We start from the raw sequence: 19103 nt of genomic DNA on the forward strand, positions 1-19103 counted from the left end.
GTCCCTTGCGCTGTGCCAGTGGAGTCTTCATGGTTTCAGCTGACTGCCTCGACAACCCCGTCATGCCTGAACACCGCTATGAGCAGCTGGTTCAGTCTGTGGTGGATTACGCCATCTACATGCTGAATACGTCTGGCCATGTGGTGTCGTGGAATGCCGGGGCGCAACGGATCAAAGGCTACCGCGCCGATGAAGTGATCGGCCAGCATTTCTCGCTGTTTTTCACCCCCCAGGACTGCGCCGACGGCCGCCCTGAGCGCTTGCTGCGCCAGGCGCTGGAGGAAGGAGTGGCGCAGGATGAGGGCTGGCGCGTGCGCAAGGATGGCACACAGTTCTGGGCCCTGGCGGCGCTGGATGTGATCCGCGATGACCAAGGGCAGATCATCGGCCTGGCCAAGGTCACGCGGGACATCACCGACCGCCGCGAGTCGGCGATGCAACTGGATGCAGTGCGCGCCCAGCTGTTCCAGGCGCAGAAGCTGGAAGCCCTCGGCCAGCTGACCGGGGGGCTGGCGCATGATTTCAACAACATGCTCACCATCATCATCAGTTCCGCGCGACTGGCGCTCGCCAGCAAAGACCCGGCGCGCATCGAGCGCATGTTGCAGCACATTCTCGTCGCCGGGCAGCGGGGCACTGAACTGACCCAGCAGCTGCTCAGCTTTGCTCGCCACCGTCAGCTCGATGTAGCGCGTGTCGCACCGGCAGACCTGGTCGCTACTACCCGCGGCCTGTTGGAGCACGCACTGCCCAGCTCGATAGAGCTACAGGTGCAGTTGGAAGCGGACTTGCCGTTGATTGAAGTGGATGCCGGGCAGTTGCAGATGGTGCTGCTGAACCTGCTGTTCAACGCCCGCGATGCTATCGCAGAGGAGGGCCGGATAGGTCTGACAGTCGATGTGGTTGAGCTGGCTGGCGAGGTGGGAGGGCTGCACGGCAGCTTTGTGCGCTTCGTGGTGGAAGACAGTGGTGGAGGGATTGCACCAGAAATTCTGCCGCGCATCTTCGAGCCATTCTTCACGACCAAGGCGTTCGGCAAGGGTACTGGCCTGGGCCTTAGCCAGGTATATGGCTTTGCCAGGCAGAGCGGTGGCGCTATCCACGTCGACAGTGAGCCCGGCCATGGAACTTTCATGCAGCTTTACTTGCCAACGTATCAGGACAAGACCAACAGCCCACTCGACAGGTAAGCATCATGGCGCAGGCACTCAGGCGGTTGGTGACAGGTATCGAAGGGCTCGATGCGCTGCTCAAGGGGGGGCTGGTAGCCGGAGCCTCCTACATCATTCAAGGCCCGCCGGGTGCCGGCAAGACTATCCTGGCCAATCAGCTGGCCTACGGGCACGTGCGCTCGGGCGGCCGCGTGCTGGTCGCTACCTTGTTGAGCGAGTCGCATGAGCGGCTGTTCCAGTACCTGTCCACCCTGGACTTTTTTGACCCGACGCTGGTTGGCGATCAGATACAGTTTGTCAGTGCCTTCGATACCCTTGAGCAGGAAGGTCTGGATGCTGTGGTGCGGCTGCTGCGCCAGGAAATCGCCCGGCAGCAGGCCAGCCTGCTGATTGTCGACGGTGTGCTTAATGCCCGGGTGCGTGCCGAAACCACGCTGGACACCAAGAAATTCGTCTCCGAGCTGCAGGGCCATGCGGCCTTTGCCGGCTGCACCGTCCTGCTGCTCACCAGTGCGCGGCTGGACGAGGGCAGCCCGGAGCACACCATGGTCGACGGGGTAATCGAGTTGGGTGAGCAACTGGTGGGCAGCCGCGCCGTGCGCCATATCCAGTTGCGCAAGACCCGCGGCAGTGCGGCGTTGTCGGGGCGCCATGAATGCCTTATCAATGAAAGCGGCATGCAGGTCTATCCGCGCCTGGAAGCGTTGTTCAGCCACCCGAGCCAGATGGGCAGCGCCACCCCGGCGCGCATCAGCAGTGGTGTGTCATCCCTGGATGAGATGCTCGAAGGCGGCCTGGCGATGGGTTCGGTCAGCCTGTTGATCGGGCCCTCTGGTATTGGCAAGACATCATTGGGGCTAGCCTTTCTTGGCGCCAGCACCGTGCAGGCGCCGGGGCTGCATTTCGGCTTTTATGAAACGCCCGAACGCCTGCGCAACAAGGCTGCGTCGCTGGGTTATGACTTTGCAGCGATGGAGCAGGACGGTAGCCTGCAGTTGTGTTGGCAGCCGACTACCGAGGGCCTGCTAGACCAGATCGGCGCGCGCCTGCTCGAACGTGTCGAGGCGCAGGGCAGCAAGCGCGTGCTGATTGACAGCCTTGGGGCATTCAGTCGCCTGGCCGTCGATCCGGCGCGGCTCAATGGGTTTTTCCGCGCCATCGCCGGCGAGCTGCGTGCGCGTGATGTGAGCGTGATGTTGACTTGGGAAATGCGCGACATCTTCGGCGCGGAAATCAGCGCGCCGGCCCCGGACCTGTCGAGCATTGTCGACAACCTGATGCTGATGCGCTTCGTCGAGCTGGATTCTCAACTACGGCGCATGCTGTCGATCCTCAAGGTGCGTGACAGTCACCATGACCCGGCCTTGCACGAACTGTTGATCGGGCCGCAGGGCATTAGCTTGCGCAAGGCGTTCGAAGGCGCCAGTGGTGTGCTCTCGGGAACGCCCGTGCCGCAGGGGAGCGGGTGACGGAGCAAACCGATGAACACCATCCTGATCGTCGATGACGAATACCTGATTGCCGATATCCTTGGTTTTGCCCTGGAGGACGAAGGCTATCTGGTAGAAAAGGCGAGCAACGGCTGCAAGGCACTGGAGGCCTTGAAGGAAAAGCGTGTTGAGCTGGTGATCACCGACTACATGATGCCGCTGCTCAATGGTGAGGAGCTGGTTCGTGCCATGCGCCAAGACCCATTGCTGTGCGAATTGCCGGTCATTCTGATGAGCGGCGCACAGGCCAGCCAAGGATGTCCGGCCCTGTTCGCCGCCATATTCGACAAGCCTTTCGACATGGACGAGATGATCGCCAAGGTGCGCCAGTTGTTGGGCACCTGAGCCTGGCGATCAAGCGCAGCCATGTTCCCTGGGGGCTCAGTGTGAGTCTTCGTGTTTCTCCGGGGCCGGGCTGCCAGCCTGAATACGCTTGAAGATCTCTTCGCGATGGACCTGAACATCTTTCGGTGCATCGATACCGATCCTCACCTGCATCCCTTTGACGCCCAGAATGGTGACTTTGATGTCATCGTTGATGACGATGCTTTCGCCAACCTTACGGGTGAGTATCAGCATGTAGTTCTCCTTGGTAATGTAAGAGTCCGCCGGCCTATTTGCCGCAGCGGTGGGAGCTTGTCCCTCTTCCTTCTCATTAAAGACGCTTTCGGCGGATAAGAATTCCCAGACAGACAAATTCTGTTGCGTGTCTTCACTTGCAGGGGCCGGTGCAAACCGTCAACGGTTTGTCGGCCAAGGTGCTCGATGGCAAGGATAGGGGGCTTGGACGCTAATGGGAAATTTCTTCGTATCATGGGCTAGATAGACAGGCTTAATGGTCATCCTGTTCCTCAAGCGCCTGAAGAAACAGCAATAAGGCCACTTCTTCTGGGTCCAGGCCTTTGCGTACACGGTTTTTTGGCAAACTGGCCAAACGCCCCAGTGCATAGTGCTCCAGTACTGCCGGGTGGATATAGCAGCGCCTGCAGACTGCCGGCGTATTACCCAAGCGCGTTGCGACCTGGCGGACTATCGCCGCGACCTGGCGTTTGGCTTCGCTTTCCGGCTCCCAGGCCAGCGGTTTAAGTAAGTCCAGCGCCAGGCTGCTGCCGGCCCAGGTGCGGTAATCCTTGGCGGTAAAGTCCGCGCCGGTCAGTTGCTGCAGAAACTGGTTCACCTCACCCGAGCCTACGCTGTGGCGCTGGCCGTCTTCATCCAGGTACTGGAACAGCGCTTGCCCAGGTAACTCCATGCAGCGTTTGAGCAGGCTGGCCAGGCGCCGGTCGTTGAGGGTGACATTGTGTTCGACGCCGCGCTTGCCGCGAAACTGGAAGCGGATGGTGCTGCCTTTGACTTGTACGTGGCGGTTGCGCAGGGTGGTCAGGCCGTACGACTGGTTATCGCGCAGGTAGCGCTGGTTGCCGATGCGGATCAGGGTGTGGTCCAGCAGGCTCACCACCAGCGCCATGACTTTTTCCCGGTCCAGCCCTGGGCGAGCCAAGTGGGCCTCCAGTTGCGCGCGCAGCTTGGGCAGCGCTTTGGCGAAGGCCAGCATGCGCCCGTACTTGTGCTGGTCGCGCAGTTCGCGCCACTGCGCGTGATAACGGTACTGCTTGCGGCCACGGGCATCACGGCCGGTTGCCTGCAGGTGGCCCTGCGGGTCGGTGCAGATCCACACATCGGTATAGGCCGGGGGGATTACCAGGGCGGCGATGCGCGCAAGGGTTTCGCTGTCGCGTACCCGTTGGCCATCGGGATCCAGGTAAATGAAACGGTCGCGCCAGCGTCGCCGGGTCAGGCCCGGCTGGCTGTCGTCAACGTAATGCAGCGTGCGCGGCAGGGGGCAGTCGAGCATAGGGTGCGGGCCTTGATCGGGTCACTGATCAATGGACAACACCTGAGCGCAGGATGCTCAGCCTAAAAGGGCCACCGACTTGATCTGGGCGAACAGTACCTGGCCCGGGTGCAAGCCGAGCTGGTCTGCCGAGAAGCGGGTGATGCGCGCAAGCAGGGCATTGCCACCGGCATCCAGGCTGACCAGCACATGCGCCGGGTTGTCCGCCGGGCGGCTATCACGCACACGCACTGGCAGGCGGTTGAGGATGCTTGACGTACTGTCTGCCGCCAGTGCCAGGCTTACGTCCCGGGCCTGCACCTTGACCCGCAGCGTACTGCCCATCGTATGCGCCGGGTGGGCGATGCGCAGCAGCGGCCCGCTACTGCCGGGCAGGCGCAAGTCGAGCAGGTCGTAGTGCGGATCGTGCCCCACCACCATGCCCTCGAACACCACGCCAGCATCGTCGCCCTGGGCCAGCGACAGGTCCAGACGGGCCAGGGTTTCGCCGATCGGGCCGCTGGCGACCGCCCTGCCTTGTTCAAGCAAGACCAGATGGTCGGCCAGTCGCGCCACTTCATCCTGGGCATGGCTGACGTACACCAACGGGATGTCCAGTTCGTCGTGCAGGCGCTCCAGGTAGGGCAGGATCTCGCGCTTGCGAGGCCCGTCCAGCGCCGCCAGCGGTTCATCCATCAACAACAGCCGTGGGCTGCTGAGCAAGGCGCGGGCAATGCCCACCCGCTGCGCCTCGCCGCCAGACAAGGTTGCCGGGCGGCGCTCCAGCAAGTGGCCGATACCCAATAGCTGGCAAGCCTGGTCGAGGCTGACCTTGCGTTCAGCAGCCGCTACCCGGCGCCAGCCGAATTCCAGGTTACCGCGTACCGACAGGTGCGGGAACAGGCTGGCCTCCTGGAACACGTAGCCCACCGGGCGCAGGTGCGGCGCCTGGAAGTAGCCGCGGGCGCTGTCTTCCCAGACTTCGCCATTAACCTCGATGTAGGCACTGGCGGCCCGTTCCAGGCCGGCCAGGCAGCGAAGGCAGCTGGTCTTGCCGGAGCCCGAGTGGCCGAACAGCGCGCTGATGCCGCGCCCGGGCAGGTGCAGGTCAACGTCCAGGGTGAAGTCGTCGCGCGCCAGGTTCAGGCGCGCCACTATCGATGCGGTCATGTCAGCTCCAGCCAGCTTTGCCGCGGCGTCCGGCGTACAGCAAGAGCAGCACCAGGAAAGAGAACACCAGCATGGCACCGGCCAGCCAGTGGGCTTGCGAATACTCCATGGCCTCGACGTGATCGAAGATTTGCACCGACACCACTCGGGTCTTGTCGGGAATGTTGCCGCCGATCATCAGCACCACGCCAAATTCGCCCACGGTATGGGCGAAGCCGAGGATGCTGGCCGTGACGAAGCCGGGGCGGGCGAGCGGCAGCACCACATGAACGAAGGTGTCCCATGGGCTGGCGCGCAGGGTAGCGGCGACTTCCAGCGGTCGCTGGCCGATGGCGCCAAAGGCATTCTGCAGCGGCTGCACGACGAACGGCATGGAGTACACCGTCGAACCGATCACCAAGCCTGTGAAGCTGAACACTACGCTGCCCAGGCCCAGTGCCTGGGTAGCCTGGCCTAGCCAGCCGTGTGGCCCCAGGGCGATCAGCAGGTAAAAGCCGATCACCGTCGGAGGCAGTACCAGCGGCAGTGCCACTACCGCACCCACCGGGCCGCGTAGCCATGAGCGCGTGCGCGCCAGCCACCAGGCGATGGGGGTGCCGATGACCAGCAGGATCAGCGTGGTCAGGCTGGCCAGCTTGACGGTCAGCCAGATGGCACCCAGGTCACTGGCGTCCAGGGGCATCAGCGTTCATAGCCGTAGGACTTGATCACCGCTGCGGCTTTCGGACCTTTCAGGTATTCGACCAGCGCCTTGGCGGCAGCATTGTCCTTGCCTTTGTTAAGGATCACGGCGTCCTGGCGGATCGGGTCGTGCAGGTTGGCCGGTACGATCCAGGCCGAGCCGTTGGTTACCTTGCCGTCCTTGTAGATCTGCGACAGCGCAACGAAGCCCAGCTCGGCATTGCCGGTGGAGACGAACTGGAAGGCCTGGGTGATGTTCTGGCCTTCGACAATCTTGCCCTTGGTGGCTTCGGTGAGCTCCAGCTTGTCCAGCACCTGGGTGGCGGCCAGGCCGTAAGGTGCCGCTTTCGGGTTGGCGATGGACAGGTGTTTGTAGTCGTTCTTCTTCAGCACGTCACCCTTGGCGTCCACGTAGCCTTCTTTCGCCGACCACAGGGCCAGGGTGCCGATGGCGTAGGTGAAGCGCGACCCGGGGACAATTTCCTTTTCTTCTTCAAGCTTCTTCGGGGTGCTGTCGTCAGCGGCGAGGAACACTTCGAACGGTGCGCCGTTCTTGATCTGTGCGTAGAACTGCCCAGTGGCGCCGTAGGCCGCGACCAGTTTGTGGCCAGTGTCTTTTTCGAAGTCCTTGGCGATGGCCTGGATGGGGGCAGTGAAGTTGGCTGCGACCGCGACCTGGACTTCGTCGGCCCAGGCAGTGTTGAAGGCGAACAGGGTGGCCAGGGCGGTGGCGGCCAGGTGGGAGGGGCGGATACGCATCAAGACAGCTCCTTGGGGTTATCGTTATGTCCTGAACTATATAGCGATAGGCCATTTGCCGGGAAGGGGCTGGGTGATGCATTTGCAGGCTCGGCCTCTTCGCAGCACAAGGCTGCTCCTACAGGCGCCGCACCTTTTTAGGAGCAGCCTTGTGCTGCGAAGAGGCCGAGCCTGTATATGAAGATGCCTAACGATTAACCAAGGCCAGTGCCTTTTCGGCAATCTCCCGGGTCAGCTCCCCCGCAGGCATGTGCCTACCCAACCTCAGAGCCTGCCCTGCCCAGAGGTTGCTGAAGTCACTGTTACCCTGCGGATCGGTGATCGCCCGCAAAGGCATCAGTGCCCCACCCGCCAGCGGGAAGCGCGGTGCCAGTTCGCTCATCGGCCCTAGCTCGCGCATGATGCGGTTGTTGATGCCACGCGCCGGTCGGCCGGTAAACAGGTTGGTCAACGCCGTGTCGCTGGCGGGCGCGCTGTCCAGCGCCTGGCGGTGCGCCGGCGAAACCTTGGCCTCGGGGCAGAACAGGTAAGCCGTGCCGATCTGCACTGCCGAAGCGCCCAAGGCCAGTGCCGCCACCAGGCCGCGGTGGTCACCGATACCGCCTGCGGCAATCACCGGCACGCTGACCGCGTCCACCACCTGCGGCACCAGGGCAAAGGTGCCGATCTGGCTGGTAATGTCGTTGCTGAGGAACATGCCCCGATGGCCACCGGCTTCATAACCCATGGCGATGATCGCGTCACACCCATTGCGTTCCAGCCAGACTGCTTCTTCCACCGTCGTCGCGCTGGACAGGACCTTGGCACCACTGGCCTTCACCCGATGCAGCAGGTCAGCCTGGGGCAGGCCGAAGTGGAAGCTCACCACCTCCGGGCGCAGTTGCTCGATCAGCTGGCAGCTTTGTTCGTCGAACGGCGCACGGTTGGACACTGGCGTGGGGGCCGTGAAATCGGCACCCGTTTCGCTGTAATAAGGCTCAAGCGCCTGCTTCCAGCGTGCATCACGCTCGGCATCGGGCGCTGGCGGCTGATGGCAGAAGAAGTTCAGGTTCAGCGGGCGGCCCGGGCAAGCCTTTCGAAAGGCTGCGATCTCGCCACGCACCTGTTCGCCTGTGAGCATGGCGCAGGGCAGGGCGCCAAGCCCCCCGGCGTCGGCCACGGCAATGGCCATGGCCGAACCGCTGGCACCGGCCATGGGCGCCTGCAGAATGGGCAACTCGATGCCCAGCAGATCGAGGATACGACGGTCGGGCCAGTTGCTCATGCAGTTCTCCTTGGCGCGCAGCCTTACAGTGCCTTGCTCACCTGAATGTCGCTGATCTTGTCGGCGTCGTCGCCGTGGATCTTGCGCAGGGCATCGAGGGCCTGCTCCTGCGAGGCGTCGGGCATGACGGCGAAATCCCAGCGGCGCTCGCCGTCGAGCTTGTATTTGATGACGTATTTGATGTTCTGGGTCATGGCAGTCTTATCTGAGTTTCGACGAAGAGCGACGGATGATCTTGATCTTGTGGCTCAAGGTTGGCTTGCGCGTCACCGAGATCGGGCGGGTGGTCACGGTGTCGATGGTGATGTTCCAGAAACCGGTGCTGGGTACCGTAATTTTGGCCGGGAAGTCGACAAACTGACCGCCGTGGTAGGTGTGACGGCCGCCGTTCTTGAAGCTGCGGAAGTTGGCGTCGTTCATCAGGCGGATATTGCAGCGCTGGGAGCATTCGATGACGACGATGTCGTCCTCGTTGAGGTGCTCGCGCTGGTGGACGAATTTCATGTGATGCTCCGCAAGGGTTGGATCTGTAAAGGCAAAAGATACCACGATGTGTCGCTACACTGGCGCGCTCGATGGTCAGGCCCCGCTAAATCTGCCAATGCAGGGAGCAAAACGACCTGGTTGTGGTCGAACTGGATTCTTGAAGGCTGAGGTGCTCTAAATGAAGTGGATGGTGGCGGTGGTGTCTTTGGCTCTGGGCGGTTGTGTGAGTGTTTCGGAACTGGAGCAATCCCACGAGACGCTGGATGTGATTTCCGGCAAGACCCCGCGTGAATATGCCGACTGCATCAAGCTAAAGCTGGCTGATACGCGCGATCCGTTGGTAGAGGAGCCACGTGGCGACGGCCTGCGCCTGATCGTGCCGCAGAAAATCAGCTCCGGGGCAGGCCCTGCGGCGCTGGTGGACATCGACAAGCGTGGCGGCGGCAGCAGCATCAAGCTGCATGAGCGGCTGAACAACTTCCCCCTGCGCCTGGGCGATGTGCGCACGGCGGCCACCCAGTGCATCTCCGGACATTGATCTGAGGCAACGGACCTTCCTGTCTTTGCTTATATGTTTTAAGCCTAAACATATAACAAAAGAAAAGGAGATTCGTGATGACACCGTTCAGACGCGCCCTGGTCGGCGGCTTGCTGGTCCTGGCCTGGCCCATGGCACATGCCGTGGAGGGCCAGAAAATCTTCACCCAGGGTGGGGCCAACCCCGCCGCCATGGCGTGCCTCGGGTGCCATGGCCCGGACGGCAAAGGTATCGCCGCTGCCGGCTTTCCACGTCTGGCCGGGTTACCGGCCGGTTACCTCAGCAAGCAATTGCACGATTGGCGCAGCGGCAGCCGCAAGCAGCCGGTGATGGAGCCATTGGCCAAGGCCTTGACCGAGGATGAAATCGAGGCGGTGAGTGCCTATCTGGCCAGCCTGCCGGCCGACCCCGCCAGCAAGTTGTGGCGCCAGCAAATCGCCGTTGACCCTACCACCCGAATGGCCCTTTACGGCGACTGGAGTCGTCAGATCCCGGGGTGTGTGCAGTGCCATGGTCCTGGCGGCGGTGGCGTTGGCGAACACTTTCCGCCTTTGGCCGGCCAGCCTGCCAGTTACCTGGTGGCCCAGCTCAATGCCTGGCGTGACGGCAGCCGCAGCAATGACCCCAACCAGCTGATGGTTGGCGTGGCCAAGGCCATGACCGATGAGGAGATCAAGGCTGTTGCCGAGTTCTTCGCCCGCGCCGTCAGCCAGGAGGTCAAGCCATGAAACCGATGATTCCAACGCTGTTGCTGTTGGCCATGGGCAGCGCCCAGGCGGCCGTGCCGATCGCCATGGAAGATCAGTCGCAGTTGAACGTGCCTGGCCTGCAGGCTGCGCCGCAGTTCGTGCCGCCCGCTGAAAACGCGTTGCCCGACAACGCCTTTGGCAAGATGGTGCGCGAGGGCCATGCCCTGTTCGTCGATACACGCCGGCTGATGCCCGAGGCCGTGGGCAACGGCATGAACTGCAGTAACTGCCACCTCGACCAGGGGCGGCTGGCGCATTCGGCGCCGATGTGGGGCGCTTATCCGATGTACCCCGCATACCGCAAGAAAAACGACAAGGTGAATACCTACGCCGAGCGGATCCAGGGGTGCTTCCAGTTCAGCATGAATGGCAAGCCACCTGCCGCTGACAGCCCGCAAATGACGGCATTGGCGACCTATGCCTACTGGCTTTCGACCAAGGCGCCAACGGGGGTGGAAATTGCCGGGCGGGGTTACCCGGAAGTGCCGCAGCCCCAGGGCGGCTATGACTTCAAACGTGGCCAGCAGGTGTACCGCGAGCAATGCGCGATCTGCCATGGCGACAACGGTGAAGGGCAGAAGGTGGCCGGTGAGTACGTGATGCCGCCGTTGTGGGGCAAGGAGTCCTACAACTGGGGCGCCGGTATGCACCGTATCAACACAGCGGCGTCGTTCATCAAGTCCAACATGCCGCTGGGCAAGCCGGGCAGCCTCAGCGATCAGCAGGCCTGGGACGTGGCGGCGTGGATCAACCGCCACGAACGGCCGCAGGACCCGCGGTTGGTCGAGGGCTCCATCGAGAAGACGCGGGTGAAGTTCCATGCCAATGACGGCGTGAACCTGTATGGTCAGAAGGTAGATGGGGTGCTGATCGGGCAGGGCACCGGTAGCTGATGCAGCACCTGTGCCGGCCTCTTCGCGGGTGAACCCGCTCCCACAAAATCTGTGCAGAGCTCAGGCCTGATGCGGTACCTGTGGGAGCGGGTTTGCCCGCGAAAGGGCCGGTACAGGCACCCTTGTTTTGCTGTCATCCGCCCGTCATGTGTGACGTTATTATTTACGATCCCCCGGAACTATCTACACTGGGTTATCTCTATGATGGCATCGGTCGCTATCGGGGGGCATTGTAAGGTGAGTGCCGCCTGATTAGACTGCGGCGAATTCCACAGGCCTAGCCTTTGTTAAGGACGTATATGATCAAAAAATGCTTGTTCCCGGCGGCCGGCTACGGCACTCGCTTCCTGCCCGCAACCAAAGCCATGCCCAAGGAAATGTTGCCGGTGGTCAACAAGCCACTGATCCAGTATGGCGTTGAAGAAGCATTGGATGCTGGTCTGAACGAAATCTCCATCGTGACCGGCCGCGGCAAGCGCGCCCTGGAAGACCACTTCGACATCAGCTACGAGCTGGAAAACCAGATCAAGGGCACCGACAAGGAAAAATACCTGGTGGGCATCCGTCGCCTGCTCGACGAGTGCTCGTTCTCCTACACCCGTCAGACCGAAATGAAAGGCCTGGGCCACGCGATCCTCACCGGCCGCCCGCTGATTGGCGACGAGCCGTTTGCAGTGGTGCTGGCGGACGACCTGTGCGTCAACCTTGACGGTGACGGTGTGCTGGCGCAGATGGTCAAGCTGTTCAAGCAATACCGCTGCTCGATCGTCGCGATCCAGGAAGTCGATCCGCAGGAAACCAACAAGTATGGCGTCATTGCCGGCGAGGAAATCCGTGACGGTATCTTCCGTGTGGACTCGATGGTCGAGAAGCCCAAGCCTGAAGATGCGCCATCGAACCTGGCCATCATCGGCCGCTACATCCTGACCCCGGATATCTTCGAGAAGATCGAGCAGACCGAGCCGGGCAAGGGTGGCGAGATCCAGATCACCGACGCGCTGATGAAGCAAGCGGCTGAAGGTAACGTGATCGCCTACAAGTTCAAGGGCAAGCGTTTCGACTGCGGTGGTGCCGAAGGCTACATCGAGGCGACCAACTTCTGCTTCGAGAACTTCTACAAGGCTGGCAAGGCTTACTGATAAGCCCCGCAGGTCATAGAGAGCCACCCTTCAGGGTGGCTTTTTTGTGTGCGCCAGGCATGGCGCGTTGCGCGTAAGCGCAACCCGCTTGGCTGTGGTGGCCAGGCGGGTGACTTGGAGGTGAAAGTCCTCTACACACCCGGCAAGGGGAAGTGTTAGCCAGAGGCAAGGGTGTCGCAGGTGACTGCGAATCTGAAGGAAGCCCGAGGCAAAATGCTGGCCTGACGAACAGGAAGCGGATAGAGGCGGCACAGCGGGGTGAGGTGGCACAAATCGCCAAAGCCCGATACTTGCACGGAACGCTGTGACGTAGATCCGACAGGCATAAGCAGGAAGGTCGCGCGAATTACCCTGGGAGATCTGCACGTTTGCCACTGTGCTACCGAACGTCGAGAGGCGGCGGGATGAGCATGCAGAAGTCAGCCGAGGCCGTAGTAAGTGGCGGTTAACCGCGCCACCAAGGGCCGAACAGGTTATGCCGCCAGTAGGCGTCACTGTCTCGTTGGTAACCGTAATGCAGAAAATTCCCACACAGGAATGTGTCAGTCGAGGTCCCGGCCAGAAGCCGAGGATGAGGGCTGGCAGTGTAGAGGTATTGACGGCGTCAGTGGCGGGGACGAACGCGGAGCCGGACACGTTGATGGAGCGGGTGCTTGCACCGGCGAACCTCAGGCGTGCGTATCAACGTGTGGTCAGCAACAAGGGAGCGCCGGGTGCCGATGGCATGACGGTGGCCGAGTTGGCGGGCCACGTGAATCAGTACTGGCCGATCCTCAAAGCCAGGTTGCTGGCCGGTGAGTACCGTCCTCAGGCAGTGCGAGCGGTTGAGATTCCCAAACCGCAGGGCGACACACGACAACTAGGTATCCCTAGCGTCGTGGATCGCCTGATCCAGCAAGCACTGCAGCAACAGCTCACGCCAATCTTCGACCCGTTGTTTTCGGACTACAGCTACGGCTTTCGTCCGGGCAGAAGCGCTCATCAAGCCGTTGAAGCGGCCCGTTCCCATGTGGAGGCGGGCCGTCGCTGGTGCGTGGAGCTTGATCTGGAGAAATTCTTTGATCGGGTTAACCACGACATCCTCATGGCCTGTATCGAGCGACGTGTCGAAGACAAATGCGTTCTCAAGCTCATCCGCCGGTACCTCGAAGCTGGGATCATGTCGGGTGGGGTCGCCAGTCCACGGCAGGAAGGGACGCCGCAAGGCGGCCCGCTCTCGCCGTTGCTGTCGAACATCCTGCTCGACGAACTTGATCGTGAGCTGGAGCGGCGGGACCACCGGTTCGTGCGCTACGCCGATGACGCGAACATTTATGTACGTAGTCACCGGGCAGGCGAACGGGTGCTGGCTAGCGTCGAACGCTTCCTGAGAGAACGTCTGAAACTGACGGTGAACAGGAAGAAAAGCCAAGTGGCAAGGGCGTGGAAATGCGACTACCTGGGCTATGGGATGAGCTGGCATCAACAGCCAAGGCTGCGCGTGGCAACGATGAGCCTGGGCCGTGTACGCGACCGGCTCCGAGCGCTACTGCGCAGCGTACGGGCTCGCAAAATGGCGACTGTCATCGAGCGGATCAACCCCGTCCTGCGGGGCTGGGCTGGCTACTTCAAGCTCAGTCAGAGCAAAGGGCCTGTTGTGGAGCTGGACGGCTGGGTCAGACACAAACTTCGCTGCGTCATCTGGCGCCAATGGAAGCGGCCCTCTACGAGGGCCCGCAACCTGATGCGCTTGGGGCTGGGCGAAGAGCGTGCCTGCAAATCGGCCTTCAACGGTCGCGGCCCATGGTGGAACTCTGGAGCGCCACATATGAATCAGGCGCTGCCGAAGAAGCTCTGGGATCGACTCGGGCTTGTCTCGATACTGGATACGATCAACCGGCTTAGCCGCATGACCTGAACCGCCGTGTACGGAACCGTACGCACGGTGGTGTGAGAGGACGGCGGGTGTGAACCCGCCTCCTACTCGATTTGCAGTGGCCAACGGCGTTATGCTGTGCGCCTGCCTAGGAGAGTGAATACATGGCCTACGATTTTGATCTGTTCGTGATTGGTGCCGGGTCTGGCGGTGTGCGCGCAGCGCGCTTTGCGGCGAGCTTCGGCGCAAAAGTGGCAGTGGCCGAAAGCCGCTACCTGGGTGGCACCTGCGTCAACGTCGGCTGCGTGCCAAAAAAACTGCTGGTGTACGGCGCGCATGTCGCGGACGAACTGGAGCAGGCCGCGGGTTACGGCTGGACCCTGGAAGAAGGGCATTTCGACTGGGGCACCCTGATTGCCAACAAGAACCGCGAGATCGAGCGCCTCAACGGCATCTACCGCAACCTGCTGGTCAACAGCGGCGTCACCCTGCTGCAGGGCCATGCACGCCTGACCGGTGCCAATGAAGTGGAGGTGGAAGGCCAGCGCTACACCGCCGAGCACATCCTTATCGCTACCGGTGGCTGGCCGCAGATCCCGGACATCCCGGGCAAGGAACTGGCGATCACCTCCAACGAAGCGTTCTACCTCAAGGCGCTGCCAAGGCGGGTGCTGGTGGTCGGCGGTGGCTACATTGCCGTCGAGTTCGCCGGTATCTTCCAGGGCCTGGGGGCCGACACCACGCTGCTGTACCGTGGCGACCTGTTCCTGCGCGGCTTCGATGGCTCGGTGCGCACGCACCTGAAGGAAGAACTGGAAAAGCGTGGCCTCGATCTGCAATTCAATGCCGACATCCAGCGTATCGACAAGCTTGAAGATGGCAGCCTCAAGGCCACCCTGAAGGACGGCCGCGAGCTGGTTGCAGACTGTGTTTTCTACGCTACAGGCCGGCGCCCGATGCTGGACAACCTGGGCCTGGAAAACACCGGTGTCGAGCTGGATGCGCGTGGTTACATTCGTGTCGACGAGCAGTACCAGACGACTGCGCCTTCGATCCTGGCCATTGGCGATGTGATCGGCCGTGTGCAGCTTACCCCGGTGGCCCTGGCCGAAGGCATGGCCGTGGCGCGGCGCCTGTTCAAGCCGGAGCAGTACCGCCCGGTGGACTACCAGAACATCCCGACGGCGGTGTTCAGCCAGCCGCCTATCGGTACGGTTGGCCTGACCGAGGAGCAGGCGCTGGAGGCCGGGCACAAGGTGCAGGTGTTCGAAAGCCGTTTTCGCGCCATGAAGCTGACCCTGACCGACATTCAGGAAAAGACCCTGATGAAGTTGGTGGTGGATGCCGAGACTGACAAGGTGCTGGGTTGCCACATGGTTGGCCCTGACGCTGGCGAGATCATCCAGGGCTTGGGCATTGCCCTGAAGGCCGGTGCGACCAAGCAGCAATTCGACGAAACCATCGGCGTGCACCCGACGGCGGCCGAAGAGTTCGTGACCATGCGTACAGTCACTCGTTAATGCCACTGGCCTCATCGCCGGCAAGCCAGCTCCCACAGGTATTGCAAGTCCATGGGCCTGCGCGGTACCTGTGGGAGCTGGCTTGCCGGCGATGGGGCCAATGAATGCAGCGCAATCCTTTGCTCAGCCCATTCCCTTCTATTAATTAACCCCGGTTATAGCCAAAACCAATCACAAGCATGAGCTTTGCCAATGAGCCTTCAGCGGGATGATTAGTTAGGATTCTATCCATCAACTGATTCCAACCCCATGAAGGAGCGTCTCTCATGCCAATCATCAACAGCCAAGTCAAACCGTTCAACGCCACCGCCTACCACAAGGGCGAGTTCGTCCAGGTCAGCGAAGCCGACCTGAAAGGCAAGTGGTCTGTCGTGTTCTTCTACCCGGCTGACTTCACCTTCGTCTGCCCGACCGAGCTGGGTGACCTTGCCGACAACTACGCCGAGTTCCAGAAACTGGGTGTGGAAATCTACGGCGTGTCCACCGACACCCACTTCACCCACAAAGCCTGGCACGACACCTCGGACACCATCGGCAAGATCCAATACCCGCTGATCGGTGACCCGACCCACGTCATTTCGCGCAACTTCGACGTACTGATCGAAGAAGCCGGCCTGGCGGATCGCGGTACCTTCGTGATCAACCCGGAAGGCCAGATCAAGATCGTCGAACTGAACGACGGCGGTGTAGGCCGCGATGCTGCCGAACTGCTGCGTAAAGTGAAGGCTGCCCAGTACGTTGCCGCCCACCCAGGCGAAGTGTGCCCGGCCAAGTGGAAAGAAGGCGAAGCCACTCTGGCGCCATCGCTGGACCTGGTAGGCAAGATCTAAGGTCATGCCCATAACGCGGGCGGTAAGCAGCCGCCAAAGCTGAAATACCTACCGCCCCGTCAAACGCCCGGGCGACATCGCCTGGGCGTTTTTGTATCCGAGTTTTGAAAAAAAGGAATCGCCCGTATGTTGGACGCCACGCTTAAATCGCAACTGAAAACCTACCTGGAGCGGGTCACCCAGCCGATCGAGATCGTAGCCTCCCTCGACGACGGCGCGAAGTCCCGCGAATTGCACGACCTGCTGGTGGAAATTGCCGGTTTGTCGAACCTCATTACCTTCAGCGCAGACGGTACCGATGCCCGTCGCCCGTCGTTCTCGCTGAACCGCCCGGGTAGCGATATCAGCCTGCGCTTCGCCGGTATACCCATGGGCCACGAATTCACCTCGCTGGTGCTGGCGCTGCTGCAAGTGGGCGGTCACCCGTCCAAGGCCAGTGCCGAAGTGATCGAGCAGATCCAGGCGCTGGAGGGCGAGTTCACCTTCGAAACCTACTTCTCGCTGTCGTGCCAGAACTGCCCGGACGTGGTCCAGGCACTTAACCTGATGGCGGTGCTCAACCCCAATGTGCGCCACGTGGCCATTGATGGTGCGCTGTTCCAGGATGAAGTGGAAGCGCGCAAGATCATGGCGGTGCCCAGCGTGTACCTGAACGGCGAAGTGTTCGGCCAGGGCCGCATGGGGCTGGAAGAAATCCTAGGCAAGATCGACACCAATGCCGGCGCTCGCCAGGCCGAAAAGATCAACGCCAAGGATGCCTTTGACGTGCTGGTGGTCGGGGGTGGCCCAGCCGGGGCTGCAGCGGCCATCTACGCCGCACGCAAAGGCATCCGCACCGGTATCGCCGCCGAGCGTTTCGGTGGCCAGGTGCTCGATACGCTGGCCATCGAGAACTTCATCTCGGTGCAGGAAACCGAAGGGCCGAAGCTTGCCACTGCACTGGAAGAACACGTCAAGCAATACGATGTGGACATCATGAACCTGCAGCGCGGCGAGGCGCTGATTCCGGCCACCGATGGCGGCCTGCATGAAGTACGCCTGGCCGGCGGCGCCTCGCTCAAGGCCAAGACCGTGATCCTGGCCACGGGCGCCCGCTGGCGCGAAATGAACGTGCCGGGCGAGCAGGAATACCGCGGTCGCGGCGTGGCCTACTGCCCGCACTGTGACGGCCCGCTGTTCAAAGGCAAGCGCGTGGCGGTGATTGGCGGCGGTAACTCAGGCGTGGAAGCGGCCATCGACCTGGCCGGTATCGTTGCCCAGGTGACGCTGATCGAGTTCGACAGCCAACTGCGTGCCGATGCGGTATTGCAACGCAAGCTGCACAGCCTGCCGAACGTGAAAGTGATCACCAGCGCGCTGACCACCGAAGTACTAGGCAATGGTGAGAAAGTGACCGGCCTGCGCTACAAGGACCGCACGACCGATCAGCAGCACGAGGTGGCGCTGGAAGGCATCTTCGTGCAGATCGGCCTGCTGCCGAATTCCGATTGGCTGAAAGGCACCGTCGAGCTGTCGCCGCGCGGCGAGATCATCGTCGATGCCAAGGGCCAGACCAGCATCCCAGGTGTGTTTGCCGCAGGTGACGTGACCACCGTGCCGTACAAGCAGATCGTGATTGCAGTGGGTGAAGGGGCCAAGGCTTCGCTGGCAGCCTTCGACCACCTGATTCGTACTTCGGCACCGGCATAAGCCTGCGCTGGCCCTATCGCCGGCAAGCCAGCTCCCACAGGTGATCACAGCATTCGAAACTGTGGTGCACCTGGGGGAGCTGGCTTGCCGGCGGTAGGGCCTTCGAAGGCTGAGGGTGTCTATGATTAGTGCAGATCCCCTCAGGAATCACGCCTATGACCCTGATCAGCCGCGAACCCTGGTGGCTAGTACCCCCAAAGCCCGGCCAGCAAGAACAGGACCTGCACTGGGGCTACCTGGAAATCTACGCCGACGGCCGCGCCGTGTTTGTCGACCAGCGCCCCAGTGACCGGGAGCTGGCCGAACGCAAGAGCTGCCGCAACTTCCCCGAACGCGAGCCGTGACGGCTTAGCCTTCCAGCTCGGCCAGCCGCGCTTCCAGCGCCGCGATGCGGGCCTCGAGTGCTTCGATGCGGTCTTCCGAAACGCTGCCGCCACTGCTGCGCGCGCCACCTTCGTGTTGACGTGCAGCGAGGATGGTCTCGATCTCTGCCGGGTCGCCCAATGCATGGGTGTAGCGGTCTTCACGCTGGCCGGCCTGGCGTGGCAGGTGCAAGGCCAGGCCGCGCGAGATCAGGCGCTCCAGCTGGTGCTGGATCTGCTCGGTGTCGTCAAAGTCGTGCAGGCGGTTGCTGCGGGTGAGCAGTTCGTTGAGGGTTTGCGGGCCGCGCAGGAACATCAGGCCCATCAAAATCAGCTGTGCCGGCACCAGCTCCAGGGCCTTGTCCACCCGTTGTTCCCAGCGGTCGGCACGGCTGCCCATCTGCAGGCGGGTCATCCCTTGCCCTTCGAGTGTGCGAAGGGCCTGCCCAACCTGGCCTTGGGTAAGGTTCATCACCGGCTCGCGGCTGGTCTTCTGGTTGCAGGCCAGGACCAGGGCATTAAGGGTCAGCGGGTAGCTTTCCGGGCTGGTGGCCTGCTTCTCGATCAGCGAACCGAGAATACGGATCTCAACGCTGCTGAAGCGGCCTTCATCGGCGGTTTCTTGTTCTGACATGGCCCTGTCTCAATTGCTGGGGAAAGGCCACTAGCCTA

At 61.9% G+C, this 19103-nt stretch carries 21 protein-coding genes; 12 read left to right on the top strand and 9 right to left on the bottom strand.

Going from position 1 to position 19103, the window contains the following annotated elements; translation table 11 throughout:
* Window positions 1-29 precede the first annotated feature (29 nt).
* The 3 genes from J3A71_RS11845 to J3A71_RS11855 are packed head-to-tail and all read left to right on the top strand — an operon-like array spanning window position 30 to window position 3007.
* Window positions 30-1190, top strand: a complete 1161-nt coding sequence (locus tag J3A71_RS11845) for a PAS domain-containing sensor histidine kinase (protein ID WP_016487940.1) — start codon at window positions 30-32, stop codon at window positions 1188-1190.
* A gap of 5 nt (window positions 1191-1195) precedes the next feature.
* Window positions 1196-2641 (top strand): ATPase domain-containing protein, encoded by a 1446-nt coding sequence (locus J3A71_RS11850; RefSeq protein WP_016487939.1) that lies wholly within the window; start codon window positions 1196-1198, stop codon window positions 2639-2641.
* Window positions 2642-2653: 12 nt separating this feature from the next.
* On the top strand, window positions 2654-3007 hold the full coding sequence (locus J3A71_RS11855) for a response regulator (RefSeq protein ID WP_016487938.1): 354 nt from the start codon (window positions 2654-2656) through the stop codon (window positions 3005-3007).
* Window positions 3008-3043: 36 nt separating this feature from the next.
* On the opposite strand, the gene csrA is transcribed toward J3A71_RS11855, so the two are convergent.
* The 8 genes from csrA to J3A71_RS11895 form a co-directional block, all read right to left on the bottom strand.
* On the bottom strand, window positions 3044-3241 hold the full coding sequence (csrA, locus tag J3A71_RS11860) for a carbon storage regulator CsrA (RefSeq protein WP_012051904.1): 198 nt from the start codon (window positions 3239-3241) through the stop codon (window positions 3044-3046).
* A gap of 253 nt (window positions 3242-3494) precedes the next feature.
* Complete coding sequence (locus J3A71_RS11865) at window positions 3495-4517, bottom strand: DNA topoisomerase IB (RefSeq protein ID WP_060517201.1); 1023 nt, start codon at window positions 4515-4517, stop codon at window positions 3495-3497.
* Window positions 4518-4574: 57 nt separating this feature from the next.
* Window positions 4575-5666, bottom strand: coding sequence for a molybdenum ABC transporter ATP-binding protein (modC, locus tag J3A71_RS11870; RefSeq protein ID WP_016487936.1), 1092 nt, complete (start codon window positions 5664-5666; stop codon window positions 4575-4577).
* 1 nt (window position 5667) lies between these two features.
* A complete protein-coding gene (modB, locus tag J3A71_RS11875; RefSeq protein WP_016487935.1) occupies window positions 5668-6348 on the bottom strand; it encodes a molybdate ABC transporter permease subunit in 681 nt (226 codons plus the stop codon).
* A complete protein-coding gene (gene modA / locus J3A71_RS11880; RefSeq protein WP_060517203.1) occupies window positions 6348-7106 on the bottom strand; it encodes a molybdate ABC transporter substrate-binding protein in 759 nt (252 codons plus the stop codon). Before modA ends, modB begins: the two co-directional genes overlap by 1 nt.
* Window positions 7107-7293: 187 nt before the next feature.
* Complete coding sequence (locus tag J3A71_RS11885; RefSeq protein WP_096426433.1) at window positions 7294-8370, bottom strand: nitronate monooxygenase family protein; 1077 nt, start codon at window positions 8368-8370, stop codon at window positions 7294-7296.
* Between the two features lie 23 nt (window positions 8371-8393).
* Complete coding sequence (locus J3A71_RS11890) at window positions 8394-8564, bottom strand: hypothetical protein (protein WP_095115567.1); 171 nt, start codon at window positions 8562-8564, stop codon at window positions 8394-8396.
* Window positions 8565-8571: 7 nt separating this feature from the next.
* Window positions 8572-8874 (bottom strand): DUF1883 domain-containing protein, encoded by a 303-nt coding sequence (locus J3A71_RS11895; RefSeq protein ID WP_016487931.1) that lies wholly within the window; start codon window positions 8872-8874, stop codon window positions 8572-8574.
* Window positions 8875-9034: 160 nt separating this feature from the next.
* On the opposite strand from J3A71_RS11895, the gene J3A71_RS11900 reads away from it, so the two are divergent.
* From J3A71_RS11900 to J3A71_RS11940, 9 genes are all read left to right on the top strand, one after another.
* Window positions 9035-9394 (top strand): hypothetical protein, encoded by a 360-nt coding sequence (locus J3A71_RS11900; RefSeq protein WP_016487930.1) that lies wholly within the window; start codon window positions 9035-9037, stop codon window positions 9392-9394.
* A 77-nt stretch (window positions 9395-9471) separates the two neighbouring features.
* On the top strand, window positions 9472-10122 hold the full coding sequence (locus J3A71_RS11905) for a c-type cytochrome (RefSeq protein WP_096426432.1): 651 nt from the start codon (window positions 9472-9474) through the stop codon (window positions 10120-10122).
* Window positions 10119-11036: a c-type cytochrome gene (locus J3A71_RS11910; protein WP_016487928.1), complete on the top strand. Its 918-nt coding sequence runs from the start codon at window positions 10119-10121 to the stop codon at window positions 11034-11036. Before J3A71_RS11905 ends, J3A71_RS11910 begins: the two co-directional genes overlap by 4 nt.
* 299 nt (window positions 11037-11335) lie before the next feature.
* Window positions 11336-12175 carry a UTP--glucose-1-phosphate uridylyltransferase GalU gene (galU, locus tag J3A71_RS11915; protein ID WP_016487927.1) on the top strand — a complete coding sequence of 280 codons (840 nt, stop codon included), beginning with the start codon at window positions 11336-11338 and terminating at the stop codon, window positions 12173-12175.
* Between the two features lie 475 nt (window positions 12176-12650).
* The gene (gene ltrA / locus J3A71_RS11920) at window positions 12651-14072 is read left to right on the top strand and encodes a group II intron reverse transcriptase/maturase (protein ID WP_042914397.1); all 1422 of its coding nucleotides are present in this window, start codon (window positions 12651-12653) and stop codon (window positions 14070-14072) included.
* 122 nt (window positions 14073-14194) lie between these two features.
* Window positions 14195-15550 carry a glutathione-disulfide reductase gene (gene gorA / locus J3A71_RS11925; RefSeq protein WP_016487925.1) on the top strand — a complete coding sequence of 452 codons (1356 nt, stop codon included), beginning with the start codon at window positions 14195-14197 and terminating at the stop codon, window positions 15548-15550.
* Between the two features lie 266 nt (window positions 15551-15816).
* Window positions 15817-16380 carry an alkyl hydroperoxide reductase subunit C gene (ahpC, locus tag J3A71_RS11930; protein WP_004375926.1) on the top strand — a complete coding sequence of 188 codons (564 nt, stop codon included), beginning with the start codon at window positions 15817-15819 and terminating at the stop codon, window positions 16378-16380.
* Between the two features lie 126 nt (window positions 16381-16506).
* The gene (gene ahpF, locus J3A71_RS11935) at window positions 16507-18069 is read left to right on the top strand and encodes an alkyl hydroperoxide reductase subunit F (protein ID WP_096426431.1); all 1563 of its coding nucleotides are present in this window, start codon (window positions 16507-16509) and stop codon (window positions 18067-18069) included.
* 155 nt (window positions 18070-18224) lie between these two features.
* Window positions 18225-18413, top strand: coding sequence for a hypothetical protein (locus tag J3A71_RS11940; protein ID WP_016487923.1), 189 nt, complete (start codon window positions 18225-18227; stop codon window positions 18411-18413).
* 4 nt (window positions 18414-18417) lie between these two features.
* On the opposite strand, the gene J3A71_RS11945 is transcribed toward J3A71_RS11940, so the two are convergent.
* Window positions 18418-19065: a DUF480 domain-containing protein gene (locus J3A71_RS11945; protein WP_016487922.1), complete on the bottom strand. Its 648-nt coding sequence runs from the start codon at window positions 19063-19065 to the stop codon at window positions 18418-18420.
* Window positions 19066-19103: the final 38 nt, after the last annotated feature.

Origin of the sequence: Pseudomonas sp. PvP089 (genome assembly GCF_017875165.1) — a bacterium.
GTDB lineage: Bacteria > Pseudomonadota > Gammaproteobacteria > Pseudomonadales > Pseudomonadaceae > Aquipseudomonas > Aquipseudomonas fortuita.

What these genes read in the sequence shown, in the direction of transcription:
- J3A71_RS11845 (WP_016487940.1), top strand. Translation starts at nt 30, where the DNA reads ATGGTTTCAGCTGACTGCCTCGACAACCCCGTCATGCCTGAACACCGC.
- J3A71_RS11850 (WP_016487939.1), top strand. Translation starts at nt 1,196, where the DNA reads ATGGCGCAGGCACTCAGGCGGTTGGTGACAGGTATCGAAGGGCTCGAT.
- J3A71_RS11855 (WP_016487938.1), top strand. Translation starts at nt 2,654, where the DNA reads ATGAACACCATCCTGATCGTCGATGACGAATACCTGATTGCCGATATC.
- csrA (WP_012051904.1), bottom strand. Translation starts at nt 3,241, where the DNA reads ATGCTGATACTCACCCGTAAGGTTGGCGAAAGCATCGTCATCAACGAT.
- J3A71_RS11865 (WP_060517201.1), bottom strand. Translation starts at nt 4,517, where the DNA reads ATGCTCGACTGCCCCCTGCCGCGCACGCTGCATTACGTTGACGACAGC.
- modC (WP_016487936.1), bottom strand. Translation starts at nt 5,666, where the DNA reads ATGACCGCATCGATAGTGGCGCGCCTGAACCTGGCGCGCGACGACTTC.
- modB (WP_016487935.1), bottom strand. Translation starts at nt 6,348, where the DNA reads ATGCCCCTGGACGCCAGTGACCTGGGTGCCATCTGGCTGACCGTCAAG.
- modA (WP_060517203.1), bottom strand. Translation starts at nt 7,106, where the DNA reads ATGCGTATCCGCCCCTCCCACCTGGCCGCCACCGCCCTGGCCACCCTG.
- J3A71_RS11885 (WP_096426433.1), bottom strand. Translation starts at nt 8,370, where the DNA reads ATGAGCAACTGGCCCGACCGTCGTATCCTCGATCTGCTGGGCATCGAG.
- J3A71_RS11890 (WP_095115567.1), bottom strand. Translation starts at nt 8,564, where the DNA reads ATGACCCAGAACATCAAATACGTCATCAAATACAAGCTCGACGGCGAG.
- J3A71_RS11895 (WP_016487931.1), bottom strand. Translation starts at nt 8,874, where the DNA reads ATGAAATTCGTCCACCAGCGCGAGCACCTCAACGAGGACGACATCGTC.
- J3A71_RS11900 (WP_016487930.1), top strand. Translation starts at nt 9,035, where the DNA reads ATGAAGTGGATGGTGGCGGTGGTGTCTTTGGCTCTGGGCGGTTGTGTG.
- J3A71_RS11905 (WP_096426432.1), top strand. Translation starts at nt 9,472, where the DNA reads ATGACACCGTTCAGACGCGCCCTGGTCGGCGGCTTGCTGGTCCTGGCC.
- J3A71_RS11910 (WP_016487928.1), top strand. Translation starts at nt 10,119, where the DNA reads ATGAAACCGATGATTCCAACGCTGTTGCTGTTGGCCATGGGCAGCGCC.
- galU (WP_016487927.1), top strand. Translation starts at nt 11,336, where the DNA reads ATGATCAAAAAATGCTTGTTCCCGGCGGCCGGCTACGGCACTCGCTTC.
- ltrA (WP_042914397.1), top strand. Translation starts at nt 12,651, where the DNA reads ATGCCGCCAGTAGGCGTCACTGTCTCGTTGGTAACCGTAATGCAGAAA.
- gorA (WP_016487925.1), top strand. Translation starts at nt 14,195, where the DNA reads ATGGCCTACGATTTTGATCTGTTCGTGATTGGTGCCGGGTCTGGCGGT.
- ahpC (WP_004375926.1), top strand. Translation starts at nt 15,817, where the DNA reads ATGCCAATCATCAACAGCCAAGTCAAACCGTTCAACGCCACCGCCTAC.
- ahpF (WP_096426431.1), top strand. Translation starts at nt 16,507, where the DNA reads ATGTTGGACGCCACGCTTAAATCGCAACTGAAAACCTACCTGGAGCGG.
- J3A71_RS11940 (WP_016487923.1), top strand. Translation starts at nt 18,225, where the DNA reads ATGACCCTGATCAGCCGCGAACCCTGGTGGCTAGTACCCCCAAAGCCC.
- J3A71_RS11945 (WP_016487922.1), bottom strand. Translation starts at nt 19,065, where the DNA reads ATGTCAGAACAAGAAACCGCCGATGAAGGCCGCTTCAGCAGCGTTGAG.